The organism is Pseudomonas ceruminis (assembly GCF_021602025.1).
In the GTDB taxonomy this organism is placed as follows: Bacteria; Pseudomonadota; Gammaproteobacteria; order Pseudomonadales; family Pseudomonadaceae; genus Aquipseudomonas; species Aquipseudomonas ceruminis.
In genome coordinates this window covers 1-25,772 of sequence record NZ_BQHW01000023.1, presented here as the reverse complement: position 1 = coordinate 25,772, position 25,772 = coordinate 1, and the positions used below count along the sequence as shown (strand labels likewise).

Sequence of the window (25,772 nt, the reverse complement as noted above, 5' to 3'; positions counted from 1 at the left end):
GGCCCAAGTTGATTAGTCCCAAACAAGCCAGGCCAACGCGCACGTAGCCAGTTTCGAATAAAGCGCATCACAGCATCCTCACTTTGTGCCACCCACAAAAAAGGAAGGCTTGAGCCTTCCTTTTGTTTGTAACCTACCAGCTGTAGTGAAGCCCCACATTCGCCCCCCAAGGCTGCTCGATCTTCTCGCCATTGGAGTAATCGAAGTCGGCATGCAACTGCATGCGCTCATTCAAACTGATGGCCACACCCATGCCCATTTCGGCCCGAGAGCCCGACAGGTCGTTGTCAAACCGATGGTCATTGACCTTCACTTCATTACTGCGAATGAACTCATGGGCATAGGCAAGCCGTACATAGGGCTGTACTTGCTGCCCATTACCAAGTTGCAAAGTACGCCCCAAGGTTGCCCCCGCCTTGCCCAGCACTGATCGCGTATCGTCACCGCGCGCTTGCAGGCCGTTGTCCAGGTGATAGTCCTTGCCCTGGATCGAAACCACAGACCACTGGGTGTAGGGCTCAATGAAATAACCTTGGCCCAGGCCGATGTTGCGTCCGAACTCTGCAGATGCACCAACGCCCAGGTTGTTGAAGTCACCGTTGCTGCGCTTGCCGTCACTTAGCTCGACCTTGGCACTGTTATCGAAGCGGTTAGCCTTTACTACACCATCGAAGTAATAGCCGGTTTGAGCATCCAGCCAGGTAGCATAAAGCCCGAGGTAGTAACTTTTGACCTCGGCAGAACTCCCGCGAATCAGGTCCAGATCTGATGAACTATGGCCCGCCATCACCCCGACCAGCCACTGGCCATCACCCACCGGCAACGGCGCATCGGCACCGATCGAGAAGCCGCGCTGAACCTGGTTATAAGGGCTTCCGGCACTGTCCGATACGTTATATTTGTTACCGTAGGCCCTAACCCAAGCGCCGGATTTACGGTCATCCAGGCGTAACTCGCCCATGCGGCTACGCAACGTGGTCAACTCGCCATACCACACGGTGGGGGCGGTGTTGAACAGCGCCAACGCCGAAGCGGTGCCCGGGCTGATAATCTTGCGCGAGCCATCAAGGTACCAATCGCCACCTTGCTGGACCAGGTCATACGAGAACGCCCCCAGATCAACCGCGCCGTTGGCTAAAGAGAAGCTGGCATCACCTGCCGCCGCATGCACCAGGTGTATCTGGTTTTCAGTCAGTGGGTCCGCGCCACTGCTGCTCACAAGCAGGCTATGACTGCCGGTGGCGTTACCCACTTCCAGGAAGTCAGAAGCGCCAGTACTGAAATCGGCATCCATGACAAAGGTACCGTTACCAGCCAGCGTGCCAAGCGTGAGCCGCTGATACTGCCCCGGCTCCCCAAAGTTGACCACGCCGCCATTGAGCGCCAGGCTGCCCACCTGGCTGTCCTCCACCATGTTCCAGCGGGCCTGGTTGTTCAACGTCAACCCGGCCACGTTCTGCAGCCTACCGGACAGGCTGGCCTGGTTGTCCAGCGTCAGCGAGGCCGTAGAACCCGCTTCGACCCGTACATCCCCCATCAGATGGCTGTTGTCTACAGTCATGGTGGCTTCGGAACCGCCTACCACATCCAGCAAGATGCCATTGCTTGCGACCAGGCTGGAACCATCGGCAACGATGATTTCCGCTTTGGCCGGACCGATCAAGGCATTGCCCACCACAATTGCCGAGCCGTCCTGGCCTTCGACTGTCGCCCCTGCCAAAGTCACCTTTGCAGGCCCCGTGAAGGCAGCATCGGCAAGCACACGCAAACCGTCGCTGGCCCCCACGATCGAACTGTCTTGCGCGCTCAGTTCGGCATTGCCGAACAACTGCGCTGCCGCTGCTGTTCCACTGCCCACCAAGGAGCTGCGTTGCAGCGACAAACTCGATGCAGCAGACACCAGCGCGCCTGCAGTGCCCCCCTCGACATAGCTGTCTGAAACCAGCGCCGAAGAACCGGCAGTGTCACTGCGCTGCAAGCGCAAGCCAAACCGATCACTGACCACTCGCGAATTGCCTGCCACACTGGCCGATGCGCCTGAGACCAGCGCGATGCCATCAGCCCTAACTGCTTCGATCGTACTTGCTTGCATGTTCAGCTGTGCACCTGCACCGACATTCACTTCACGCATCGACGCCCCCGCGGCATTGAGCCTGGCGTTGGCGTTCAGACGGTAGCTGTCAAGCAAGGTAGTATTGTCGATATCACGCGTACCATCGACGACAGTCAATGCCACGGCAAAAGGGCTGGCCAGCAGTAATAACGGCGCCAAGCGCACTGCTTGAGCCATTGGACTTAGCAAGGTATTTCTCATAGACTTCATGACCTCTCTCATGCCGAATATCAAGTGATAGCCGACAAGGTTATCGAGGAATTTCCTGCAATTCTGTAGGAAAAGCCCTCAAATAAAACATGAAGATCTCAACGGCCACAAAACTGCCCGGGCTCTTTTAAACTACCGTCAGGGCCGGAGCGGGCAGCTACCCGCAGCGTTGTGCATGGATACTATTTGCTCCACTTGTTCTGAGGTGATGGTAGAGCCGTCCAGCTCAAAACTGTAAGTCACACGCCCACGCCCCTCATGCAGCGTGGCGTTATAGTTGTAAATTGGAAGAATATAGTCTGTGTAGGGCTGCACACGCCATACCAGTTCATCTAGATCGGTTTCCTCCAGCACGACCGGGTCGTCGAATACCGTCTCCGCAATGATGTCTTCGCCCGCAAAACCATGTACGGCATACCAGTGGAAGGTTACTGTTTCCCCCGCCTTCAAACCGTAACGACGCAGGTCTTTCACCACAACCCGGATTGCCGGGTCCAGCGGGCTGGGGTATTCATCATCATACAAGGCGTTGCAGGTTAACCACCCAACAGGAGCGCTTGTATTCCCCCCCAGGTACTCAGGCGCATCTGGACGCAAGATGACTGCTTCAACTTCGACAATAGTTGCGGTCGACTTGGCGCGATTGGGGACGCTTGGGCGTTCGACTACATAATGCAGCGGAATACTTCCGTTATTCCGAGCCTCGATATAGCTCCAAGGAATATCTTCTTCTATTTCGTGGCCAATTTCCGCCGCCACGACCACATGATCAGCCTCTTGTATATGCATACCTTCCCAATAGAGGCTGATCACATCTCCTTCTTTCAAGGTTGCATCGACTACTACCTTGACAGTAGCATCTTTCCCTTCATCAACCGGCAACAGCTTATTTTTATTAGCTGATTCACCATAAACTTCAGCCTTGGCCAGCCTCGGGTTAACCGGGTCCGGCCATTCAGGATCAGTTCCGGGGTCTACAGGCCCGACGACTTCCAGATTGACGTCTACTTCAATTTCCATACTGCCCTGAGGAACCGTACCGCGGCGCACTGCATAACTGACATTGGTTTCTTTGTCACCCGTACTCGCTGCACCATATTGATCCCACAACTGCTCGCCCGACAGGGTAAATTCAAGTGGAAATTTTGGCGCACTACCCACCTCCCGCCAGCCCAATGCCAGGGTACCCCAGGTAACTTGCACCCAATCCGTAGGCTTCCAGTTGCTGAACGATGGAACTTGCACCACTACCCCCGTCCAAGCGTCTTCCTGATCAATCAGGCCATCATTCGCCAATGGCACCACAGGGTCCTGGAGCCCGGCAGGCAGGGGGCCTATCGCCACGCCCACAGCCAAAGGCATTGATAGCCTGCTGATGTTACCGGCTTTGTCCACCAGCACATAAAGCACATAGACACCGCCATCCCCGACGTCCTCAATGGCGGTTTGAGGCACCGTCAATTGCTTCGGTAGGTTATCGACCGTATCCGTAACAACGGGCACAACCGAGCCAGGATCATCAGGTACATGGTTTAACCAATAGACATAGACCTTGTCGCCTGCAGCATGAGTGTCGTACTCCGGCAAGGTGACAATAACCTTATCAATATTCCCATCGGTAACATCATAACCCAGCGTAGGCATGGCCGCAGGCACAGCATAGCCATAGGGCGGCACGCGGTCGAATATCAAACTCAATATGTCAGACTCTGTCTCTGTACCATTGTAACGAAGCACCTTATAACTGAAATACTGCGAACCATCCAGCCAACTCTCAATATGCTCTTTAGTTATAGTAACCGTCAATGGAAACAATCCGACATCCGTCCCTGTGTACTGATCACTTGACAGTAATGTTGGCGCACCCCTCTCATCCGTGTGGTAAATTTCAAGAGTATCAAAGAAGCTAGGTGGGGTGGAACCCAGCAACGGCCAGGCTTGAATGGTGATATCAAGAGACTTGGAAGGCTCAGTCAACACCGCGCTGAACACCGTACCATCGGGGTCTGCCAACAGGCTCGAATCTATGCCCGGTTTTTCAAGCGAATCGGCATCCCGCTTTGTTGCCCGATCACGCCTCACTTTCTGGCGCGTTTTTTCAGCTTCTGTATAGGTTCTGCCTTGTTTGTTCATGTTTTAACCTGCCATGGCCAATATCAATTGTTAAGGGCAGCATTCACCCAGTCCAAAGTTAAGCACTTACTGACCAACCACGAAACTGGCATTTTTATCAGTTGACAATAAATGTCGAACCCACACAAAACCACAGCCAAGCTGGTTGCGCTTGCACGCAACGCGCCATGCCTGGCGCACCACAAAAAAGGCCTGCGCATGTGCAGGCCCTGGCATACTAGCAACGATCAAATAACTCACTGACCGAATCAGGCATCCTGCGACGCCAAGCGGTCCACCGCGTCATACCGATAGTTGGCAGTAATGCCTTGCGCAGGCACATGCACCCGCGCCAGGCGCCCTAGTGGGTCATAGGCCAGCTCACGCTTCTCCTCATCCTGAATCAGGTTACCGTCAGGGTCATAGCACAGTTCGATAAACTCCTGCTTGTAAGGAGTCTCTTGCTCTACACCCTGGTTTTCAACTAGCTTTGCCCATTTCATTTCAATACCCTTCAATTGCACCGGATCCTTTTCATCGGTGAACTGATAAGTGACATCGAGCGTGCCACCTTCGAAAGAAGTCCTGACCCGGGTGATATTGTCGCGTCCATCGAAGCGGAATAGCTGAGTTTCTATCTTGTTACCGTAAGGGTCGACAGGCACATACTCGCTCTCGCCTTCGCAGGTGTATTTCGACAACCTGGCCCGGTTATCGTATTCGAAGGTTTCATGGCGCAGCCGCCTTCCATCTTCCTCACCCTCTGTCAACGTTTTACTGTCAATGCCATCCACTTCGTTATACGTTTGCACCAACGTTTGCACCGCGTCGCCGAAATCGAAGCGACGACGAACTTCACGATCGAACTCGTCATAGAACAGTGTGGTTTCCAGGCTGCGCACGCTCCCGTCCGGGTCCTCGGTTTCAGTCAGGATGCTGGCGGTTCTGCCCAGCGCATCATAACCGAAGGTACTGGTGATGTTCTCCAGCGTGGTCTGCTGCAACTGCCCAAACGGGTTGTATTCATAAATCTGTGTCTTGCCCAGCACATCGGTATAACTCAGCATACGGCCTTTCAGGCTGTGCACATACACCATCTCATACGCGTCTGTACCGTCACTGTTTTGGCGCTTTTCAACTTTCAGTTCACCGGTACTGAAATACTCACGTTCGAGCGTCTCGTCGTTTTCGGTACAGTGCAACAGGCGGCCGTTATGTTCGTCGTATACATAGTCCGCTGCTTGGCCGAGCGTCCTGCGGCTTAATGGCTCCTCGCCCAATTGCGGAACGTATTCATAGTCGATGCGGTTTTCTGCTGGCGTGATCACCGCCTCTGGCTGACGCTGCCCGATGCCATACAGCAGGGTGCGCACGCGCCCGCCAGTAACCGACTCGATCATGCGGTCCAAACCATCGAAGGTCTGCGTGCCCAGCACGTGATCCACGCCGTCGGTGCGGTCGAGCACCTTGATCAAGGTTGGCAAATCGTCCTTGCTGTGCAACGCATAGTCGCGGTGTACCACCGAACCATCTGGCAGCGTCTGGTCCACTTGCCTGTCAAATTCATCGTAGGTTGTGGCCGTTTCATATCCCCGTGCATCCACTTCCCGCACGGTGCGCCCTAGGCCATCGTAGAAGTACTGGTGCAAACTCACACGGGCACCTTTGCTGTCCAGGCGCTCGACATCCACGGGTTGCTCGAACAGGTTCAGCCGGGTAACGGTAGTGCCGGTGAGCAGCTTGCGCTTGATGGATTCACGCCACTCCTTGCGTACGGGCCCAAGGCGGTCAGGTAGCCCTACCGGGTCGGTCTGCGTGCAGACACGCACTTTGTCCGGCCCCATTTCACTGCTGCGCTGACGCCAGTCGTCATACTGATACAGGGTCGTCAGCGGCAGATTCTTCAGCTCCAACCAGTCGTATTCGACCTCTTTCACCAAGTTGCCAAGGGCGTCATAGCTAGCACTGTACGTTAGCCGTTCTTGTTCCCTGGCTGTTGCGGTGGGGCCAAAGTCCGGGTCCTGGCGCGTCACCCGTACAGCACGGTTTAGCCCGTCAACGTAGCTCCACGTTTGCACCCCTTTCACATCAACCTGCTTCTGCCATGCCTGTTGGCCATCGGACGACAGGTAATAGCTGTAGTTGCGTGACGCCTCGTAGTCGCCGTTAGGGTCGACCGTTTCGCGTGTTACACGGCGCAGTTCGTCATACACGTAGGCAATCTGCACTTTATTGTCGTCATAATTGAGCAACGGTTCGCCAATCAGTATCGAATGCTGCAAGGTGCTGACCTTCTGGGCGTGTCGTGCCAATTCCTCCTTGTTCCCCTTGGCATACTTCAACTCACGGGCCGGCAAAGGTGAGCCGTGGTCGAAGCCAGTCAGGGTTTCCTCAGTCTGGACTGCTGGGTGGCCTTCTACCGAGACCTCACTGTATGCGTATTCAGTGAGGGTTACCTTGCCATTGAGCGTAAGCTTTTGCTCACGGGGACGACCATGCTCCAGCAAATTGAGGGGCTCGTCGTGGTAGCAGGTATCCAACGCCGACAACTGCGTCTCATCACGCACTCGCAGCTGCTGCTCATGGCAACGCAATGACGCGCCGCGTGCATACCCGTCTTTATCCCGCGATGCAACCAACTGGTAGCGATACTCGTTGCGTAACGTTTCGGCGCCAGCTTCCCCAGCCCCCGGAATAACCTCCTCGGTCTTGAGCATACGCTCGAACTTTTCCGGGTCGTCGGCAGCTGGGTAGTACGACATTACTGTCCGCTTGCCGTTGGCTTCTCTTTTTTCCACCAGGTTGCCATGCTGGTCGTAATAGGTAACTTCCACCTCCTCGCGCGAAGGGCTGCCCAAACCCTTGCGCCAAGAGGTGGTAGTAGTCTCAACCAGCTGGAAGTTATTGGGCTGATCCTTGAACTGCCGATTGGCAATTTCCGGGTACCCGAGGGTCTGGGTTTCGATACAATCGTTCTGCGTGGTGACCTGCTCGACCATCAAGTGGAAGCGGTTGAATGAGGTCTTGACCGTGTACGCCGGTTTGTCACCCTGGTAATGCGTGGCTGTAGCGTCGTAGAGATAGTCCGCACCTGTGGCTTTGTAAAGGTTGTCCTCCCCGTTATCTTCCCAGGAGATACCGGTGTTGTTGCCCAGGAAATTGTTCGAGCTGAACATGTAGTCGGTACGCACTTGCGGCTGGTTGGCCCCTGGGGTGACCAAGTGACGTTCTACATGAGGCAGTGTCCGGCTGACGCCTGGCAGGTTATGCCCAGCCTCCTTGTAGAAGACTTCTTCAAAACCGTTGACCGGTGTCCACAAACGTTCAATGCAACGTACCGTGCCGATCGTCTTGTATTCGAACTTCCAACGCCCCTTGTCCGCGGTCGGCAAAATAACCTTGACCAGTTCACTGTCGTCGCACTCCAGCGTATAGACAGCTTCGGCCACCGTGCCTGGATTGAGCGTAATCAGGATCTGGCTGAGGTTCGAATAATCGATTTGCAGCAGTTTTCGCTTGCTGTCATCTTCTACCAATGCCAGGCAAGGCACACGCTTGCGTGATATACCTGGCATTGGAGAGGGTACATCCACCTGGCGGTATGCCAAAGTAATACCATGCCCGGTCGGTGCCAACACCCGTATCGGTAATGCCACTTGCCCGGGCGGCTTGCCCGTCTCGGTGATATCGTGCAACCCAAGCACTTCGATCATTTCCGACTTGTGTGCCACACGATAAAGGGTAGTAGTGCCAGCAGAAATATTCTCGAAGTGAAAGCTGTCGATCTTGCGCTCCGGTATCACCGGCTGTTCACCCGGGCCGTTGTCGAACACCTTGAAACGCTCACCGCTGTGCAGGCTGAGCATGTTGCTTTGCGGGTCGTACTCGCTCAGGTTCAAGCGCCAGCCAGCACCAAAGCCTGAGTTCTCGGGGTTCATCGGGTTGAAACCAATGCGCAAGGGCAAGTTGGGGCCGTTCAAGTGATTGGCCACCAATGTAGGCAACTCGAGCGACACATTGTATTGCCCCGTCCGTGGATCGACGCCACCTTGCACGAAGCTCATGAAATTAAATGCATTGGAATGCACCAGCGAATTCGTAGTCATTCTGTTGTTCCTTAACTCAAGAAGAGTACCGCCCCCCTTAGGGGGCAGCCGCGCTCATTGGAACTTCCAGTGCAGAAAGTTTCGGGCGTCAGTCGAGTCTATCGACCCATCGTCCAACTGCTGGCCCCAGTTGATATAGAGCGCACTTTGCGTTCCGTAGTTATCGATCAGCGTAAAATACAACGGTTTGCTCAGCGCCTCACGCCACCTGATATCCTGCTGGTCATACCAGAACCTCATGTCCGAAACGCGTTCGAGCGACACCAGTAATGTGCCTGCAGAGAAATGCTCACCCGTTGCAAATTCTCGATTCAAGGGTGTGCCCGCTTGCTGCAACGCCAACAACTCCATTTGAGCCTGATATTCAATGCGTCGATCAGCGGTGCGCCCCGGCAGTACCCGCGGCACATAGGCAACGCCGACATAGCTGGCGAACGTTTCATCGAGTAATTCACTTTCGTATTTAAGGACTGAAACATGATCGAAGCGTACATCGACAAAACTGCGCTGCCCCCTGGCACGCAATGCCCAATAATGCGTGGTGTATTGCCAATAGTTGTGACCGTCGACAAGGCGTCCATTGCTATCGACGATGTCGAACCCAGCTTGTTGAGCCACGCGTTTTCCCGTAAAAGGCTCCAGGTCTGCGACATCCAGTTTTTTGGGTACCAGCCCACCCAGTTCTACCTCACCATCAGTGGTGTTTTGTGCGTAAGAGTAGAACGTCTTGTTTTCATGGTTCTGAAACTTGGCCCGAATCCAGCGTATCTCGCTTTCTGTGGTCTGAAGGTAAACGGTTACAATGCGCAACGCCTCCTCGTTCCCCTTTACCCCCACCGCCTTTGACTGGTCCTTTCTCGCCTGCGCCTCTTGCGCCTCGTTTGGCGAAACCAATCCTTCGCCAGCGGGTAGGTAATCAAAGCGATTGCGAAACTTACTGGCGGCCCAGCTTCCTCCACCCGGTGGGATTACTTCAGTGTCAGCAGGTAACCACTGGATCGGTGTGCCATCCCGATGGGTAAGCTGCAACGTTGCCAGCTCCGCATCGCTTACCGGATCATAAATAGGGACGCCTTCAGAATCATTAAATGGTTGGGTCTCGATGTGGATATCGACCGCTACCTGTTGCCTGCCATTCGCCCAGGCTTTTTTTCGCGACGTGTCATTAAGGAACAACTTGAAGTGATTCAGGGCCTTCCAGCGTTGGGAGCCGATCGAATTTGACAGGCTCGCATGAACATCATGCTCGATAACAGCAATGCCAGCCTGGCCGTCATAAACACCCGCCACCACACTGACTTCACCCGGGTCCGACTCCGGCGCGGTGTACGTCCCATCGACAAACTCGCCTTTGCCGTACAGCTCCCACACTGTGCTCAGCACCGCAGGGCGGTCACCCCATGTCTCATCCGAGGCCTGACCGGGGAGCGACTCGGTGAGGGTGAACGTTTGCGAGTCAGAAGCGCGCATGTTCGGCACGTAGAAGGGTTGCATCCGCCGCGGCGCGCGCATGGCTAGGATGACCACTGTCGCGTAGCCACTCTCTTCCTCCCAGTTGGTTACCTTGATACGCTGAAGGCGAATGGGTGGATGGTTCGGGGGCGCATCCGGGGTGAAAATGGCATGCGGCGTTTCGTTGTCGTCCGCTGGGTCTCGCACGATGCTGCCGAACGTGTCGCCATCAGTTTCCCACTCCAGCCTTCCACCCTGCGATGCGGTCAGCCGGACGGGGGCGTCGCCCGTGGCCCAAATGACCACCCGCGGCGAAATGACCAAATCGTCCGAAGAAGCGACCACCAACGCCGACTTGCTTGCCCCCTCCTGCACATTGGCAAATTGGGCCTTGATGTTCATCAGACGTTGCCGAAGCGGGAACATGCTCGCAGCGGGCGCCGTGTAAGTGCCAGCTTCGATCTCACCAGAATTGCGTGGGTTTTGCACATCCAGGGCTGTCCAGGCAGCCACCGAATGATTCGCGACCGTGAACTGGGCGCGGTTGCCTGCAGCCACTTTGCCAATGCGCGGTTGCGGCTGACGGGAAAAGGCAGTGGCCTGGACATCGCCGAAAACGATCATGTCGTGGGGGTTATGCTCCTCCTCCTCCAGCCTGACTACGTTTGCATCGGGCAACACCAGTTGCTCCAGTGCAACAGCTGCGCGTTTCTCGGCAAGCGGCGCCCGCTCCCGGCTGATCAATAGGGCACTGCTGTAGTTGGCGGTACCACTCTTGCGCGGCAACAAATAAGGCCAGGAGCCGCTCGGTCGGGTAGCTTCGACACCGTCAACCAGTTGCATGAGCACCATCAGCGCCCCATCGTCGTCCGGGCTTGTACCACCGCCCGCCCCGGCGGGTGCTTGCTGCGCAGCCACATCGATGCGCGTGGTGGACAAGCCGCTATGCCCGAAAATGTCGAATTCCAGCACCGGCAGTGGGCTGTTGATAACCCACTCGTACTGTAACTGCTCGAGGATGAACGCCCCCATCTTCTGCGCAGCGATGCTAGTGCCGCCTAACGTGCAGGTGGCTTCGCTGGCACCGGTAATGTCGAGCACGACCTGGTACTTGTCCAGGTACGGGTGTGGCTGCACGTTCAGGTGCCCATACACTTCGAACTGATAACCCATGCCCATTTCCAGTACATGGCTTCTTCTGAATTGCTCGACGTGGGCCGACATGATCGTCGACGAAACACAATGCCCGGTGAGCAACTCCATACTCACCCGCACCTGGGTCGAAGCACCTGAGGCGCCTTTGAAAGACAACTGCGGCGGGCCCAGGGTGAGGTTTTCGAAGGCCACCTTTTCAGTGCGGGCGACGGGGTCGATAAAATACTCACCCTCGATGATCGGCAAGCCACCCCGCTGATCGAATTGCTCGACGAAATGAGCCTGCAACGCATGATTGACAGCATCACGGCCTAGCGCCAGTACCGCGCCCCAGCCCCGCATGCTGTCGCCTTTTGCCAGCTCTTCGAGCAATGCTTCTTTGGTATGGGTAGTCATGGTCAGGTCCTCGCCGCACTCAGGCTGCTGAAGGCTTTTTTCACCACCTCCATGGCCTCGATCTGCTCAGCGGTGTAAGGAGCGCTGGCGTTCGTGCCATTGATGGCCTGGTTCACTTCATGGAACGTCTGGGCTTCTTCAGAGGTGTACGGCATTGGCAGAACAGCGTAATTCCAATTACCTGATTGGATGCCAACACCGGCGATGATCACGTAGTCACCTTCCTCCGACCCCGGGCTGTAGATACCCGCACCCTCATCAAGGGCTCCTTTGCCCTTGACCACGAACCATTTTGTCTCGTCAGGAGACAGGTCTTGCTCCCCTCCTCCCCAACTCCGAACGGCCAGCACCAGTTTCAGCGCTCCACCTGCTTGTGCCTCCACCTTCAGCGTTGCAGAAGTCGTCGTCCAGAGCACCGTGATATCGATGGTTTCGGTACGATTACCACCGGTAACCTGCACCTGGTCCAGTTGCATGAGCGCGCCAAGTACCGGCCCAGTTTCCGGGTCGCTCAGGGGCGCGACATAGACCTTGACTTGCTTGTCCCTGGGGATCTTCAACTCGTCATATTCGCCGGTTGTAGGGTCACGCAGCTCACCTTTGAAACTGGCACCTTTGGCCCAGACCAATTCCGAATCGACGCTTCCTCCCTCCAACACATAGCGTTGCGGTTGGCCGGGGTTGGAATAGAATGCATTAAGCAACATCGGCCTTACCGCTACGGACTTAGGCACGACAGTGAACAGGGCGCTGCTGCTGGTATCGTCCACCGTTGCAGTGATGATGACCTGACGGAACGTGCCAGCAATGGTGTCTGCTTTGGGCGCTTTGTATACGTCGTTGACGATTTCACCCAACTGCTCAGGCCCCTCGGGTTTTTCGGGATCGTCTGGCAGCGCCTTGACACTCCATTCCACCACATGGGGTTTGGGCGTGAGGGTAAGCGGTTGCGTGCCCCCGGCGATGAGAGTTCTCTCTATCGGGTCGATCGCGAAGGCAGTGAGGGTGGGGGCCAGTTCGCCTAGCATCGTCACATCGCCAGGGTTAGCGAAAGTATCAGCTACGGAGCGTTGCTCATTGCGAAAGAGCAGGCCGTTGAGGCGCAGGAGGTCAACAACTTCAAGCCTTCCCGCCAGACGCTCGAAAACGCCCCCAACGCGGCCCTCTACATAGTCTTTGAAAAGGGTGAATTTTCTCTTTGCTTCTTCTGCATATTCACCGCGCGGATCATACTCCCATTCACCGTTAACGGTAACGGGGCCCTTAGTTAGTACAATTACACCGTCTTCCATACTTGTTGAGAAGGAGCAGGATGCACTAACATCAAGGTCCAATGGAGCATAACTTCCCTGCCAATAACCGTTCAGATTTATCTCGATGTAGGTACCGTGTTCAAAGCGTCCTTTATAACGCCACGTGCAATCAATTTTACCAGGAGCAAAAGAAAATGAGAGCTGACCCAAATCGCCAGAGACACGGAATCGCATCCTAACTAATGGAAGATCAACAATCCAAAAAAACAATTCCTCGGGATAACGAATCGAGCCCGCTTTCGCCTCCGTGTAGAAGCCCGATGAATTTTTTGTGTATGTAACTTCACTGGGGACATAAGCCGTACCCGCGAGGCCGTCCAACAAACTATTTAGAACGTTTTTTACCCACGTTTCGTCACTCAGAACAACGCTCAAAGAATACGGATCACCCGACTGCCGCTGAGGCAGTAAATACGGCATGTCCTCATCGCCCCCAGGAAACCCACCATTTGTGGCGCCATTGAACGCTACACCCACAATGACCGCACCCTCTTCCAGGTCTGCCTGGTTCGTACTGGCCACCGGGGTCCCCGCCTTACCCAGGGAGTGCGTGCGAACCCTGAAGGAGGTCGGGTTCAATGCGCTCTCCACAGGTGCCAGCGTATTCAACTCCCAAATTTGCTCGCCCCTCTCACGATCCTTCAACTGCGCTTCAATCAATTCCCCCAACTTGATGTTCAGATCTTCCCATTGGCTCACTTCAAAGTAATAAGCACTGCTCTCCGACAAGTCCAGGTACACGCGACCGTCTTCATCAACCACCCCGCCTTTGCCCTCGTTGAGCTTGATGTTCATCTTCACGCGAGGCGCGCTCAGCGGGTCAAGGTGTGAGATACCCACCAGCGTTGGTAACTGCGCACCTTGCTCCCGGCTCCATTCGGTCAGCTTGCCGCCCACCACTGGCATGCTCAGGGCGGCCATCGAGCTGCCTATACTCGAGTTCTCGAACGACAGTACTGGTGGACCGAACGTAAAGTTGGACAGCCGGGAAAACTTGCCGTTCTCCGTCTGCGCTTCACCCGATACCGGTTCGATCCAGGCCTTTCTATCAGCGCGTAGAATATGCTCCTGCATCAGCAGAAGGTTTGCTTTTTTGCGGTCATAGACCAAAAGTGCACCCCAACCGTGGGTTCGCGGCGCCTCTTTCAAATAGTTGTAATATTGCTCTAGTGTTGGTCTGGGCATGATAGTTCTCCATATAACGTAGCCGCACGATTTCTCTGGACCCTGCGCTCAACAAAAGCAAACAGTCCGGAAAGAAATTACGGATTAAGGGGCGTCGACTGGGACGGGTATTTCAAATAAAAAGCTCCTCCATTGAAACTCACTCGAGCATACAAGGTGAAGCGCTCGCCTATTTTCAGCTTTCGGAGTTCCGACTTCGGCAACCTTTCATCATTCACGCCATTACTCACTTCGGCATCGGTAATTGGCTTTTCGTCCCGAACAATGAACTGCACCGGGTTATCCCGAGAGTCCACCCCTTCCATCACGATGGTCAGCAGTTGCTCCCGGGCAATAAACGGCCAGGTAATCATGTTCAACCTGGCTCCCGCTTCAGGTAACCGGCTGAGGTAAACAGGGCCATCAGTCAAATCGACCGTCGGCAGCGTTGCGCTATCCAATGGCTTGATACGCAACCTGTAAGGCATCGAATCGATCGTGTCTGATCCCTTCGACAGCCTGTAGAACACGTTGAACCTCCAACTGGTGTCCGCAGGAGTACGCCCCATATTGCCAGGCACCTGTTCGGGCGGAATAAAGAAACGCAACGGCCTATCCGGGGAGGCGGGCTCTTTGGCCACGTATTCACCAAGCGGCCCAATACCCACCCAATGCACATGCAGCGCCTCACCGGGCAGCGTGATGCCGGGCGGCACATTGACGTAAACACCAGATACAGACAGATCAGCCAATATATTACCGCTGTCGGATGCGCCATCCGCCGTAGCGCCCTCAATCAAGGGCACATTCAGCACGCGTGCATTTTGCACAGCGACTTGCAACACTTCTGAACTCAGTGCTTCACCCTCGCGCCCATACAGGTAAGACACGCTTACATCAGTGCCTTGGCTGACAGCCAGGATTCCCGGGCTAATATGAAACGGGATCGAATCGGCTGCCCGGGTGCTAGGGTCGACCCGCGCCGATGGCATGTACAGCTGGCCTCCGGGGATGGACCACTGCAGGGTGAGGTAATCTGAATCCGCAATGCCAGGATAATCCGACAGTTTGACCAGCAGGCCATCGGGGAAGCGCCCCGGGTCCAGCGGATCGCCTTCGACGTGCCCTTCGATCGTGGGTTTTCCAAGATAGCCTGGCAGAGTGCTTCTGGAGTCGACCTGCAGCCGTTGCACCGGCGATTTCAAACGCCCCCCCACTGCAAATGCGATCTCATAAGAGGCAAGTACATAGCCTGGGTCAACCCATTCAAGGTCACCCTTGGGTACCGTGCCACTGATTGCGCTTTCTCCAAAGTGCTCCCCTGCGACGGTTACTTCTTGTTTCCACGTGGTGTCGAGAAAATCGTCCGGTGTATAGCATTCGACTGTCAGGGTAACCTTGTCACCTATCTGCATCGCCTGATAGTGGGGCACTACAACACGCATCCCTGAACTCGGTAGGTTGTCAGGCTGAATAATCAAGCCATGAGAGTCCACCACTTGCAGTACAGACAGCGTTTCAACTTGTCCGCGGGGCCTTACCCCGATATAGCAAAAGGTTCGTAATGATGCTGCTTCATGCGTGGCGCCATCCGCCTCACTGGTGTAAGAATAAAACGCCTCCCCCCCCGCGGCATCTGTGATATAGCTGTTGGCAATTTCGACTTCGAGGCCATCTGCTAAATGCTCGCGCTGAAGCGAATAGCCCGCCGTATGGTCATAGGCTTCACCGGTAGCGCTACGACCTAACCAACGTACCACCACGTAGTCGTTTTCCGCCATGCCCGTGTACTTGATTAAGGTCTTCAATGACTCATCGCCCAAAGCATTCAGGTCAATTTCATTGAATGAAGTTAATCCCTCAATCGTGGGCGCCTCCAGAGCCTCGTCTTGATCTAGCCGCTTATTCATGTCGCGAATGCCAAAAAGTGTTGAGGGACTGCACGCCGCGTAGATAAGCAGACGTACTCCGCCTTTTGCCAGCTCTTCGAGCAATGCTTCTTTGTGTTGGTCTGGCCATAACCGTTCTCCATATAACGTAGCGGCACGATCTCTGTGAACGCTGCACTCAAGAAAAGTAAACATCCCGAATAAAAATTAAAAACTGTTGCGTGCTTGCACGCCGCTTGAATAAGCAGGTGCACGCGTCGAGTAGATAAATAAATAGAGCGTTAACGGCCCTGTTCCAGCTTGTCACCCACCTTGGTTGCTCGCCAGAACAGTTTTAGAGGAGTCTCCCCTGCTGCACAACTAGCAAAATTAACAGGTAGCCCACACGCCACCCCTGGCGGCGAAGGTAGGCGTACCTGGTAATTCTGCCAGGTGTGCACATCATTTTTTTATCCTAGCCTTCATGGCAGACCACTTGTTTCGGATGACGCCTGACGCCCTCACGGCAGTGATGGGGAGCGCCAACTCGCCCCCCTGAGGATGCCCGGTACAGGCCCCATAGCGTCACACCGGCTATTCAACGCATACCGCACACTCAGGAACCCCGCACCATGGCAACCACATCGAATGCCTTCAATTTTTCAAGTTTCATGCAGAGCAGTGTCGACCCTCGTACTGGCCTGTACACACTATCCATTGCTCTTCCGGCGTTGAACGCCAACGACCTGTGCGGCCCCGACCTGCCGTTGCAATTGAGCTTTAACCCAATGAGCAACGATAACAACGGGTTTGGTATTGGCTGGAACCTGAAACTCAGCAGTTTCAACATTACCACCGGCATGCTCTCATTACACACCGGTGAATCGTTCAAAGTTGCAGACAACGGGCCTGGCAATGCGCCCGTTATCGCAGAAAAAAAACTGGATAGCTTCCACTTCAGCAATATCAGCAAAGGCGATAGAATACGCATTCGTATTGCACATAAAGGCGGCCTGGTCGAAATACTCGAGCCCCAGACCAATGATACTGTCACCGCCGTGCCTGTGCGCGTCATCGGTGCTTCCGGCCATGGTATCAACCTGGACTACGATAAGACCAAGAGCAAGGCACGCCTGCAATCCATCACCGATGACACTGGCCGTACACTGCTGGAAGTAAAATACCCCACTGCTATCCGGGCGGAGTTTACGATCAACCCGACGACAAGCAGCCCGGCCCGGTACACACTGGACCTGGAGGACAATGAACTGCGAAAAATCACCCTGCCTACATCAAGTGAAGAATACTGGGAGCTGAAGTACAAGCTCTACGATAAACTGCCCTTCTTGAGCAGCGTGGAAAACCCTGATAAAGGTGTGGAAACGATCACTTACCACGAAGGTACCGGGGGCCATAAGTACCCTGGTATCGCGCGGTATTTACCTTCAGTCGATGAGCACTGGATCAAGCCTGATATACGGGACGAGCGCACTCACATACTTACGAAATACACATACTCCAGCAACAATTTCCTGGGTAACGGCACAGGCCTGGTTTATGGAGCTGAAGACGGGACGGACCAACTCTACCGCTTTACAGGCACTGCCTTTGAATACAGCTCTACCGCCGAGCATTATCGGGATGGAAAAACCTACCGGACGGTCGTAAGTATATTTAATCGCTTCCATTTGATGACATCCCAGATCACCACAGACAATGGCTGTATCGAAACCATCACAACGAAGTATCACGAAGAAGATAACAAACCGTTCAAAGACCAGCCTGAGTACTTCCAGCTTCCAGACACTGTGACAAAATCCTGGACGAAGGTGGGTGACCCAACGGTAGGTGACCAGGAACAAACGAAAACCACCTACGACCGCCATGGCAACTTGTTGACGGAACTCAAAGCTGACGGCACACGCATGGTACGTAATTATTACCCTGGTGCGGATGACCCGGAGGAATTCGAACGCAATCTCGAGTCCGTCGTCATCTACCCTGCAGCCCCATCCACCCCAGGCGAACCGCTAGCCCAGATCATAAGCAGTGAATTCATCTATGCCTGCCTGCCGGCACTGCCACAGGCTGACCCCGACCTGAACATGCCCGGATGGCTGTCGCTAGAACAGGAATATATCTTCGAGGGGGAGGGCGAGGGCGAAGCGCGCCAGTTGCTGAATACCAAAGTCCGCCGCTATCTGAATAAAACCGACACCCCGTTCCTGCATGGCCGGGTGGACCAGCAAGACATGCAGATCAACGGTGCAATCACCACCAGCAACTGGAAGTACGAAAAGGTCAAGGACGGCAATAACCAACTCACCTGGAGCCGCAGCACCGAAACCTTCACTGATCATACTCACACGCTAGTGAAAAAAACGGCCACCACTTATTCCCTGCACAACGGTCAGGTGGTATTGGAGCACGATGCCAATGACGTATTCACAGGCTATGAGCATGACGTACTGGGCCGTGTAGTCGCAGAAATCGCAAGCCCATGCACCCCCTATGCCACCACGCGCACCACCGCCTACAAGCTACTCGACGACGGCGGGCGCAAACGTAGTTGTGAGGAAGCCACCGACAGCAAGGGCGTCGTCACCCGCACCGTATTCGATGGCAGCCACCGCCCCATCCGGGAAGAGCGTAAAGCCTGTGACGCCGTGACAGGAGAGATCGTGACGCGCACGGTAGCCGAGCTGAAGTATGACTCGGCGGGCAGCCTGGTGAGCAAAATCGGCTATGACTACCTGCCGGACAAAGACGGCAAGGCGCAGCCGCGCGTGCTCGAGCTGAAGTCGAGCTACGCGTACGACGGCTGGGGCCAAATGTGTGAAGAAGTGCGCCCCGACGGCATCAAGGAATGTATCGACGCTACGCCGCTCGAGCCTGGTGGCCAACTGGTCACCCGCTGGATCGAAAGCCCAAAAGCGCCCGGGCAGAGGCTGCAACAGACCGTCAGTAAGCTCAATCGCTTCAGCAAACCGATTTACGAGTACCGCCTGCTGGAGGAAGAGGTGGATTCCCCCGAGGGAGGTAAACAGCGGGTTACACGCGAGGCCGGCCGCACTGACTACACCTACGACGGGCTCGGCCGCTGCCTGAGCCGGATCGAATCTATCCTGGACCCGAGAGACGACAACCAGGTCATCACACGCACCAGCAAGTTCACCTATGACGCCTTGGGCCGCATGACCAGCAATCAGCGGCCAGATGGCACGACCTTGGTACGCAAGTTCGCCCCCCACAACATGGGCGAACTGGTCACTGAACTGCAGTTGAAAGAGAACAGTAACGCACCTGAGCAGATGCTCTGCGAGCGCAAGTTCGACGGGCTTGGCCGCCTGGTACGCATGACCGTGGGTTCGCGGGTGGAGGAGTACACCTATAAAGGCACGACCCAGTTAGTCGACACGCGCACGGCGTTCAGCCTGCAGGCCACAGGCAAAGGCACCCGCAAGCGGGTGATCGGCTATGAGTACAAGCCAGAGCTGACCGAGCAACCCAGCAAGCTTGTTGCAACACTGGAGGACGAGGACGGCCGTACCTACCAGGAAGAGCAACAGAGCGCAGACTTCGAGTATGACGACAAGAGCGCAGAAATTACCCACGCCAACAATCCACTGGGTAAACGCCGTTATGTGTACACCGAACAAGGCGACCTTCGCGAAGAACACCTGACCGACACTGAAGGTACGCCTTACAGCGTCATTTACCAGCAGTCCTGGCAAGGCCTGCCGACACAGCGCAAGCACAGCGATGGCCAAGCCTGTGACTATGACTTCGATGAGCACGGTCGGCTGGTGTCGGTGTTACAGGGCAATCTCAAGTCGACGCTGAAATACTCCGAAGACACCGGCCTGCTGGAGACCACCGAAACCCGCGACACCAGCAACTCCGACGCGCAACAGCAACCTGTCACTCTGTGCACCCAGCACTATGACAGCCTGGGCAGGGAGACCCGCCGCACCTTGAGCGTCAACGGCAGGGCACGCCAACTGGTACAAGTGTGGCAGGACGACGACATGCTGCATTCGCGAACCCTTTGGGAAGGCGGGCAAAAACTGCGTGAAGAAAAGTACGAGTATGACAGCCTTGGCCGCCTGACCAAATACGATTGCCCTGTCGAAACCGCCAGCGGCCGGCAGATCACAACCCAAATGTTCAGGTTCGACGCGGTAGACAACATCATACGCTGCCGCACAACGTTCAATGACCGCGAGCAGGACGATGCGCAGTTCACCTACTGTGCTCATGACGGGTTCCGGCTGGAAAAGGTCACGCATAGTCTGCCCTCTGAAGGCTGCGCGAAAGAACAGACCTTCAGCTACGACGAACTGGGCAACATGCTCAACGATGAGTGCGGCAATGCTTTGTACTACGACAGCCTTGGCCGCCTGAGCCAGGTGCAGGATGCCAACCGCAAAGTGGCGGCACAGTACGGCTATGACGGGCATGATCAGCTGCTTTATTCGGGCACGGACGCGCGCAAGATGCAGCGCCGCTACGTGGGCCATAGCCTGGACAGCCTATTGGAGGACGGCCTGCTCACCGAGTACCTGCACGCCGGTGGCCAGCCTCGGGCACAGCAACAAGCCGGCAACGCCACACTGCTGCTTACCGACCATGCAGGCAGCGTGAACACCGAGTACGATGCCGAAGGTACGCGCCATGCCCACTACGCCCCGTACGGTGAACAACTGCCAGACGACGCCGAGCAGCCCTTGCGCAGCCTGCTGGCCTTCAACGGCGAAGCCCGCGAGCACGCTTTGGGTTGGTACCTGCTGGGCAGCGGCTACCGCGCCTACAACCCTGGCCTGATGCGCTTTCACAGCCCAGACTCGATGCCGCCTGAGGAGGCCGGCATCAACCCGTACGTGTATGCCCTGGGCAATCCGGTTTACTGGCACGACCCCACCGGCCATCGCGGTGAACCCGTGACCCGTGGCCGCCAGGCACCGCTGGAACGGCGCATAGAAGAAAAACCCAAGGTACCTTGGTATGCCTGGCTGGGCCTCGCTGCTGCCGCCGCCATTTTCGTCGTATCGGCGATCGCAATGCCTTGGTCGGCTCCGGCCACCATCGGCGTGACTACCAGCTATGTCGTTGGCGTCATCGGCGTGGCTGCCAACGGGGCCGCTGCGGTCCTGCAGGGGGTGGCGACAGCGTACATGTACCAAAACCCGGAACTTTCGAACCTGCTGCAGAACTTCGCGACTGTGTTCTCCGTTATCGGCATGTTTGCGGCCGGGTATGGAGCCGCGGCGACGAAAGGGGGGATGAAGGCGGCCCAGACAGGTGCCGGGCAGAGCGCAGGGGCTGCTGGCTCCAATATAAATGTGACGGTAAACGCCAATGCAACTGTTAGTAGAGCCACAAGCGCCAGCCGGAGCATGCTCGGAGGTAACTCGCCGCGGAGTCTGGGTGCGCCGAACCTGGCACCGGCGCGGGCGCCTGCGCGAGTGTGGCGCTCTGCATGGTGGGCCAACATGCCGGCCAACAGCAATGAAACTGTATCAAGCCTCGCGCGCAGCAGCTCAATTTCAAATCTACGACCACCCGTAAGCCCTGCACCGAGTGCAGAAATGAAACCTTTCTTCTCCGGGCTATCAGAGGTGATCACCAAGCCTACCGGTACGCCACCACCACCTCCCTCAACCCCTTGGGGCTATGTCATTGTAGGTCGAAATAAAGGACGGGGTTACGGGCCAGCTGGTAGCGGCAAGTTTGGGCTTATGCCGTAATTTTTTTAGCTGTAGCCCGCTGCCCAAAGGCAGCGGGCACCTACCCGCCCCGAACCGTCACTGCATCCAATACCCCTCGCAACAGCTGATTATTCCTACATCTCATACCTGCCCCTCCCACCTACCCTGCCCCTGCCTGTAAACCGTGACCCGGCAGCACCCCTGCCTACACACACCTCCATATCCAGCTTCAGGCGCCCGCCACGAGCCCACCTGTGCATCGTCCGTCGGCGCCGCTCAGGACACGCTCATGCTCCAGCCCGAACGGCGCAGGCTATTGCCGTTGCGCCCGCGCCTCGCCCCGCTGCCGCCGCTGCTTGGCGGCTGCCTGGCGTTGGCCCTTGCCCACCCTGCCTTGGCAGCCCCGTCCGACCTCGCCTTCCAGCCCGGCTTCATGCGCCAGGCCCCCGGCCAGCCCGCCGAGGCCGGGACCCTGGCGCTACAAAACCTAGCCACCCAGGCACTCTTGCCGCCGGGGCGCTACCGGGTGCAGGTCTCGCTCAACTTCAGCCCCCTGCACGAACAGGACATCGACTTCATCGAGGGCCCGAATGGCAAAGGGTTGCAGCCCTGCCTGACGGCCGAACTGCTACGCACCCTCGACCTGCGCGAGCAGGCCCTGGAATCACCCCTGCCAGACGACGACAGCTGCGTGGACCTGGCGCAGCTGGTACCACAGGCCAGTGCCGATTTCGACCCCGCCCAGTTGCACCTGTCGCTGTCGATCCCGCAAATCGCCCTGCGCCAGGACCGTTCGGGCAGCGTGCCCGAGGCCCGCTGGAGCAATGGCATCAACGCCGCCTTCATCAGTTATCAGGCTTCGGCCCAGCACAGCAGCCAGCGCGATGGCCGCAGCCGCAGCAGCCAGGACCTGTACCTGAACAGCGGCCTTAACCTAGGGCCCTGGCGCCTGCGCAGCAAACAGGCACTGCGTGAGGACGCCGATGGGGCACGCCGCTGGACCCGTAGCGACACGTTCGCGCAGCGCGACCTGCCCGGCCTGCAGGCCAACCTCACCCTGGGCGAAACCTTCACCAACAGCGACATGTTCCGCAGCGTGCGCTTCACAGGCGCGCAGGTGGCGTCCGACACAGGCATGCTGCCCGATGCAATGCAGCATTACGCACCAGTAATCCGCGGGGTAGCCCAAAGCCGTGCCAAGGTAGAAATCCTACACAATGGCTACCCCATCTATTCCAGCTACGTTGCCCCCGGCCCTTACGCCATCGACGACCTCAGCGTAGGCTCTGGCCATGGCGAGCTGGAAGTGGTCATCACCGAAGCCGATGGCCAGATCCGCCGCTTCACTCAACCCTACTCGAGCATGGGCAGCCTGCTGCGCGAAGGCGTGTGGCGCTACAGCGCGACCGTGGGCCGCTACGACGGCGCCGAACAACTCGACGACCCGCTGTTCTGGCAGGCCACCCTGGCCCGCGGTGGTGTCTGGGACACTACGTTGTATGGCGGTGTGCTTTCCAGCGAGTACTACAACGCCAGCGTACTGGGCATGGGCCGCGACATTGGCCAGATAGGCGCGTTGTCGTTCGATGTCACCCGTTCCTCCAGCGCCCTGGGCGCCACGCTGGGCGATGCTCACGGCCACAGCTTTGCCTTGCGCTACGGCAAAAGTTTCCAGAGCCGCACCAGCGTGCGCTTCGCCGGTTATCGCTACTCGACCGAGGGCTACCGCGACTTCGACGAAGCTGTGCGGCAACGCAGTAATGCCAGCAGCTACCTTGGCAACCGCCGCAGCCGCCTGGAAGCATCGGTGTACCAGAGCGTCGGGGACCGAAGCGCACTCAACCTGACCTTATCTCAGGACACCTACTGGCAAACCAGCCACCAGCGCCGCCAGTACCAGTTGCAATACACCACCCGCCTGGGCAAGGTCGCGGTCAACCTGTTTGCCTCGCAGGCCCTGGACTCAAAAAACGACGACAGCCGCATGTTCGGCCTGAGCTTGAGCATGCCACTGGACTTTGGCCGCCAGCAACAGGCCAGCTTCGACGTGCGCAACAACAATGGCCGGACCAGCGAACGCGCCAGCCTCAGCGGCGGCTTGCTGGACAACCAGCTCAGCTACAGCACCTTGCTGGCCAACGACGGCCAGGGGCGCAACAGCGGTGGGCTGTCTATCAACTACCAGGGCAGCCAGGCCAGTGTCGGCATGGGCTACAACCAAGGCAACGACTACCGCAGCATGTCGGTGAACGCCAGCGGTGCCGTGATGCTGCATGGCGACGGCCTGGTATTTGGCAGCCACCTGGGCGAAACCATGGCCCTGGTCCACGTGCCCGATGTATCCGGCGTCGGCGTACAGAGCACCGCCTCGGCGCGTACCAATGCCCAAGGTTATGCACTGGTGCCGTACCTGCGCCCCTATCGGCTGAATTCACTGGTACTGCAAACCGACGACCTTTCGCCGGAAGTGGTGTTTGGCAATGCCAGCCAGCAAGTGGTGCCGCGTCGCGGCGCGGTGGTCAAGGCCAGCTACGAAACCGAGCATGTGGCCCGCCTGGTGCTGACCCTGCGGCAGGCCAATGACCAACCCGTGCCGTTTGGCGCCCAGGTGTTCGATGCCAGTGGCCAGAGCCTGGGTGTGGTCGGCCAGGCTGGCCAGGCGCTGGTGTCTACCCGCACCACAGGCCCGCAAACCATACGCGTGCTGTGGGGCGAGGCCAGCGATAAAGCCTGCACACTGGACATCGACCCGCAAGCACTCGCACAAGAGGGTGGCTATCGCCTGCAAACCCTGCACTGCCAACTGCCCGTAGCCAGCAGCCAGCCCCTGCTGCCCGGCGACAATACCCAGGAAATGCTCTGATGACCGCGTTCACCTTCAACATCGACCGCAGCTTGCGCCTGACCGCCTGCTGCCTGGCCCTGGGCCTGTTCTCTGGCAACGCTTACGCCAATTGTACGTTCCAGACGAGCGCCACCTACATGACCTACGTGCGTGACATGAACACATTCTGGGTACCCCGCGATGCCCCAGACGGTACCGTGATCGGTACCTACACAATGAACGCGAACAACAGGGAAGGCGCCAGGGCCTCGTGCGTGTGGGACCCTGCCAACCCGCCCAAGGCAAGGCTCAATAATACCGCGCCAATCTTCTCTGGCACCTTGCCCCCCGTGGGTGGCAAGAACATCAATGGCCACGTCCTGGAAACCAACATCCCCGGGGTTGGTGTGTACTTGGAGCTTGGTGCGCCTTTTGACGGCGTGACCAACAACTCCTTCGCCCCTGATCCTGGCACCTCCCCTGTCATACCCTATTCGGGGACCATGCGAGACCAGCCTTTCAACGTCGTGGTGTCGACTATCCGTGGCAATGCCTGGCTCATCAAGACCGGGCCAATCGCACCCGGCCCCCAATACATCAACAGCACCATGTTTCATGGGGAACTGCATAACCTGGGCGAGGTCTTGGAGTACCAGATAACCGCCACGGTGAACCAGGCGCAGTGTTCGCTGAAATCCAACTCAGTGAGCCCCGGTCTGGTGAACCTGGGCAATTACACCCCTGCCGATTTCACAGGGGCAAATCCCGCGACCCCGCCCGTGCCCTTCCAGATAACACTCAGCGACTGCGAAGACGCCAGCGCTCCCAACCCCGCGCCCGCGAATGTGTACATCGAACTGGATGGCGCCAATGGCTCGGTGCCGACCGTTCCAGCCGAGGGACGCTTTAGCCTGGGTGGCGCTTCAGATGCCGCCGGGGTGGAAATCCAGCTGCTGCGTAGCGATGGCTCGCCCATGCCACTGCAATCAGAGCAAATGGTCAAGCCAATAAGCATCGGCACTACCCATCTGGACTTCCAGGCGCGCTACTACCAGAGCGCACCAGTGATAACCCCGGGCGTGGCCGAGGGGGGGCTGACCTTTACCGTAAGCTACAAATAACGCGCAAAAAAGGCCGCTGGGTGAACACCCTGCGGCCTGTGTGACGATAAAAACAAATGATCGGAAACGAAAAAAGACGCCGAAGCGTCTTTTTTCGAAGATTCTGTCCCGTCCTGAATAAGGTTTACACCTCCCATCCCGAATTTCCGGAGAGTCAGATGGAGCAAGGTGTAAAGCGCACACAGCGAGATTACTCACTGTCTTTTAAATTGGCGGTGGTTGATCAGATT

Annotated in this window: 9 protein-coding genes; 3 read left to right on the top strand and 6 right to left on the bottom strand. The window is 56.9% G+C overall.

Annotated features, from left to right (window positions below; all coding sequences use genetic code 11):
• Positions 1-133: 133 nt before the first annotated feature.
• The 6 genes from L6D80_RS22550 to L6D80_RS22525 form a co-directional block, all read right to left on the bottom strand.
• Positions 134-2,314 carry an autotransporter outer membrane beta-barrel domain-containing protein gene (locus L6D80_RS22550; RefSeq protein ID WP_223849245.1) on the bottom strand — a complete coding sequence of 727 codons (2,181 nt, stop codon included), beginning with the start codon at positions 2,312-2,314 and terminating at the stop codon, positions 134-136.
• 147 nt (positions 2,315-2,461) lie between these two features.
• Positions 2,462-4,456 (bottom strand): hypothetical protein, encoded by a 1,995-nt coding sequence (locus L6D80_RS22545; protein WP_176516250.1) that lies wholly within the window; start codon positions 4,454-4,456, stop codon positions 2,462-2,464.
• Between the two features lie 248 nt (positions 4,457-4,704).
• Positions 4,705-8,541, bottom strand: a complete 3,837-nt coding sequence (locus L6D80_RS22540; protein WP_176516252.1) for an RHS repeat domain-containing protein — start codon at positions 8,539-8,541, stop codon at positions 4,705-4,707.
• 54 nt (positions 8,542-8,595) lie between these two features.
• Positions 8,596-11,544 carry a hypothetical protein gene (locus tag L6D80_RS22535; RefSeq protein WP_176516253.1) on the bottom strand — a complete coding sequence of 983 codons (2,949 nt, stop codon included), beginning with the start codon at positions 11,542-11,544 and terminating at the stop codon, positions 8,596-8,598.
• Between the two features lie 2 nt (positions 11,545-11,546).
• The gene (locus L6D80_RS22530) at positions 11,547-14,042 is read right to left on the bottom strand and encodes a hypothetical protein (protein ID WP_176516255.1); all 2,496 of its coding nucleotides are present in this window, start codon (positions 14,040-14,042) and stop codon (positions 11,547-11,549) included.
• A gap of 77 nt (positions 14,043-14,119) precedes the next feature.
• Positions 14,120-16,015: a hypothetical protein gene (locus L6D80_RS22525; protein ID WP_176516257.1), complete on the bottom strand. Its 1,896-nt coding sequence runs from the start codon at positions 16,013-16,015 to the stop codon at positions 14,120-14,122.
• Between the two features lie 506 nt (positions 16,016-16,521).
• Here L6D80_RS22525 and L6D80_RS22520 point away from each other — a divergent pair.
• The 3 genes from L6D80_RS22520 to L6D80_RS22510 all read left to right on the top strand — a co-directional run bounded on the left by L6D80_RS22520 (position 16,522) and on the right by L6D80_RS22510 (position 25,542).
• The gene (locus L6D80_RS22520; RefSeq protein ID WP_176516259.1) at positions 16,522-21,636 is read left to right on the top strand and encodes an RHS repeat domain-containing protein; all 5,115 of its coding nucleotides are present in this window, start codon (positions 16,522-16,524) and stop codon (positions 21,634-21,636) included.
• A 250-nt stretch (positions 21,637-21,886) separates the two neighbouring features.
• On the top strand, positions 21,887-24,460 hold the full coding sequence (locus tag L6D80_RS22515) for a fimbria/pilus outer membrane usher protein (protein ID WP_176516260.1): 2,574 nt from the start codon (positions 21,887-21,889) through the stop codon (positions 24,458-24,460).
• A complete protein-coding gene (locus tag L6D80_RS22510) occupies positions 24,460-25,542 on the top strand; it encodes a fimbrial protein (RefSeq protein ID WP_054901195.1) in 1,083 nt (360 codons plus the stop codon). Before L6D80_RS22515 ends, L6D80_RS22510 begins: the two co-directional genes overlap by 1 nt.
• Positions 25,543-25,772 lie beyond the last annotated feature (230 nt).

What these genes read in the sequence shown, in the direction of transcription:
- L6D80_RS22550 (WP_223849245.1), bottom strand. Translation starts at nt 2,314, where the DNA reads ATGAGAAATACCTTGCTAAGTCCAATGGCTCAAGCAGTGCGCTTGGCG.
- L6D80_RS22545 (WP_176516250.1), bottom strand. Translation starts at nt 4,456, where the DNA reads ATGAACAAACAAGGCAGAACCTATACAGAAGCTGAAAAAACGCGCCAG.
- L6D80_RS22540 (WP_176516252.1), bottom strand. Translation starts at nt 8,541, where the DNA reads ATGACTACGAATTCGCTGGTGCATTCCAATGCATTTAATTTCATGAGC.
- L6D80_RS22535 (WP_176516253.1), bottom strand. Translation starts at nt 11,544, where the DNA reads ATGACTACCCATACCAAAGAAGCATTGCTCGAAGAGCTGGCAAAAGGC.
- L6D80_RS22530 (WP_176516255.1), bottom strand. Translation starts at nt 14,042, where the DNA reads ATGCCCAGACCAACACTAGAGCAATATTACAACTATTTGAAAGAGGCG.
- L6D80_RS22520 (WP_176516259.1), top strand. Translation starts at nt 16,522, where the DNA reads ATGGCAACCACATCGAATGCCTTCAATTTTTCAAGTTTCATGCAGAGC.
- L6D80_RS22515 (WP_176516260.1), top strand. Translation starts at nt 21,887, where the DNA reads ATGCTCCAGCCCGAACGGCGCAGGCTATTGCCGTTGCGCCCGCGCCTC.
- L6D80_RS22510 (WP_054901195.1), top strand. Translation starts at nt 24,460, where the DNA reads ATGACCGCGTTCACCTTCAACATCGACCGCAGCTTGCGCCTGACCGCC.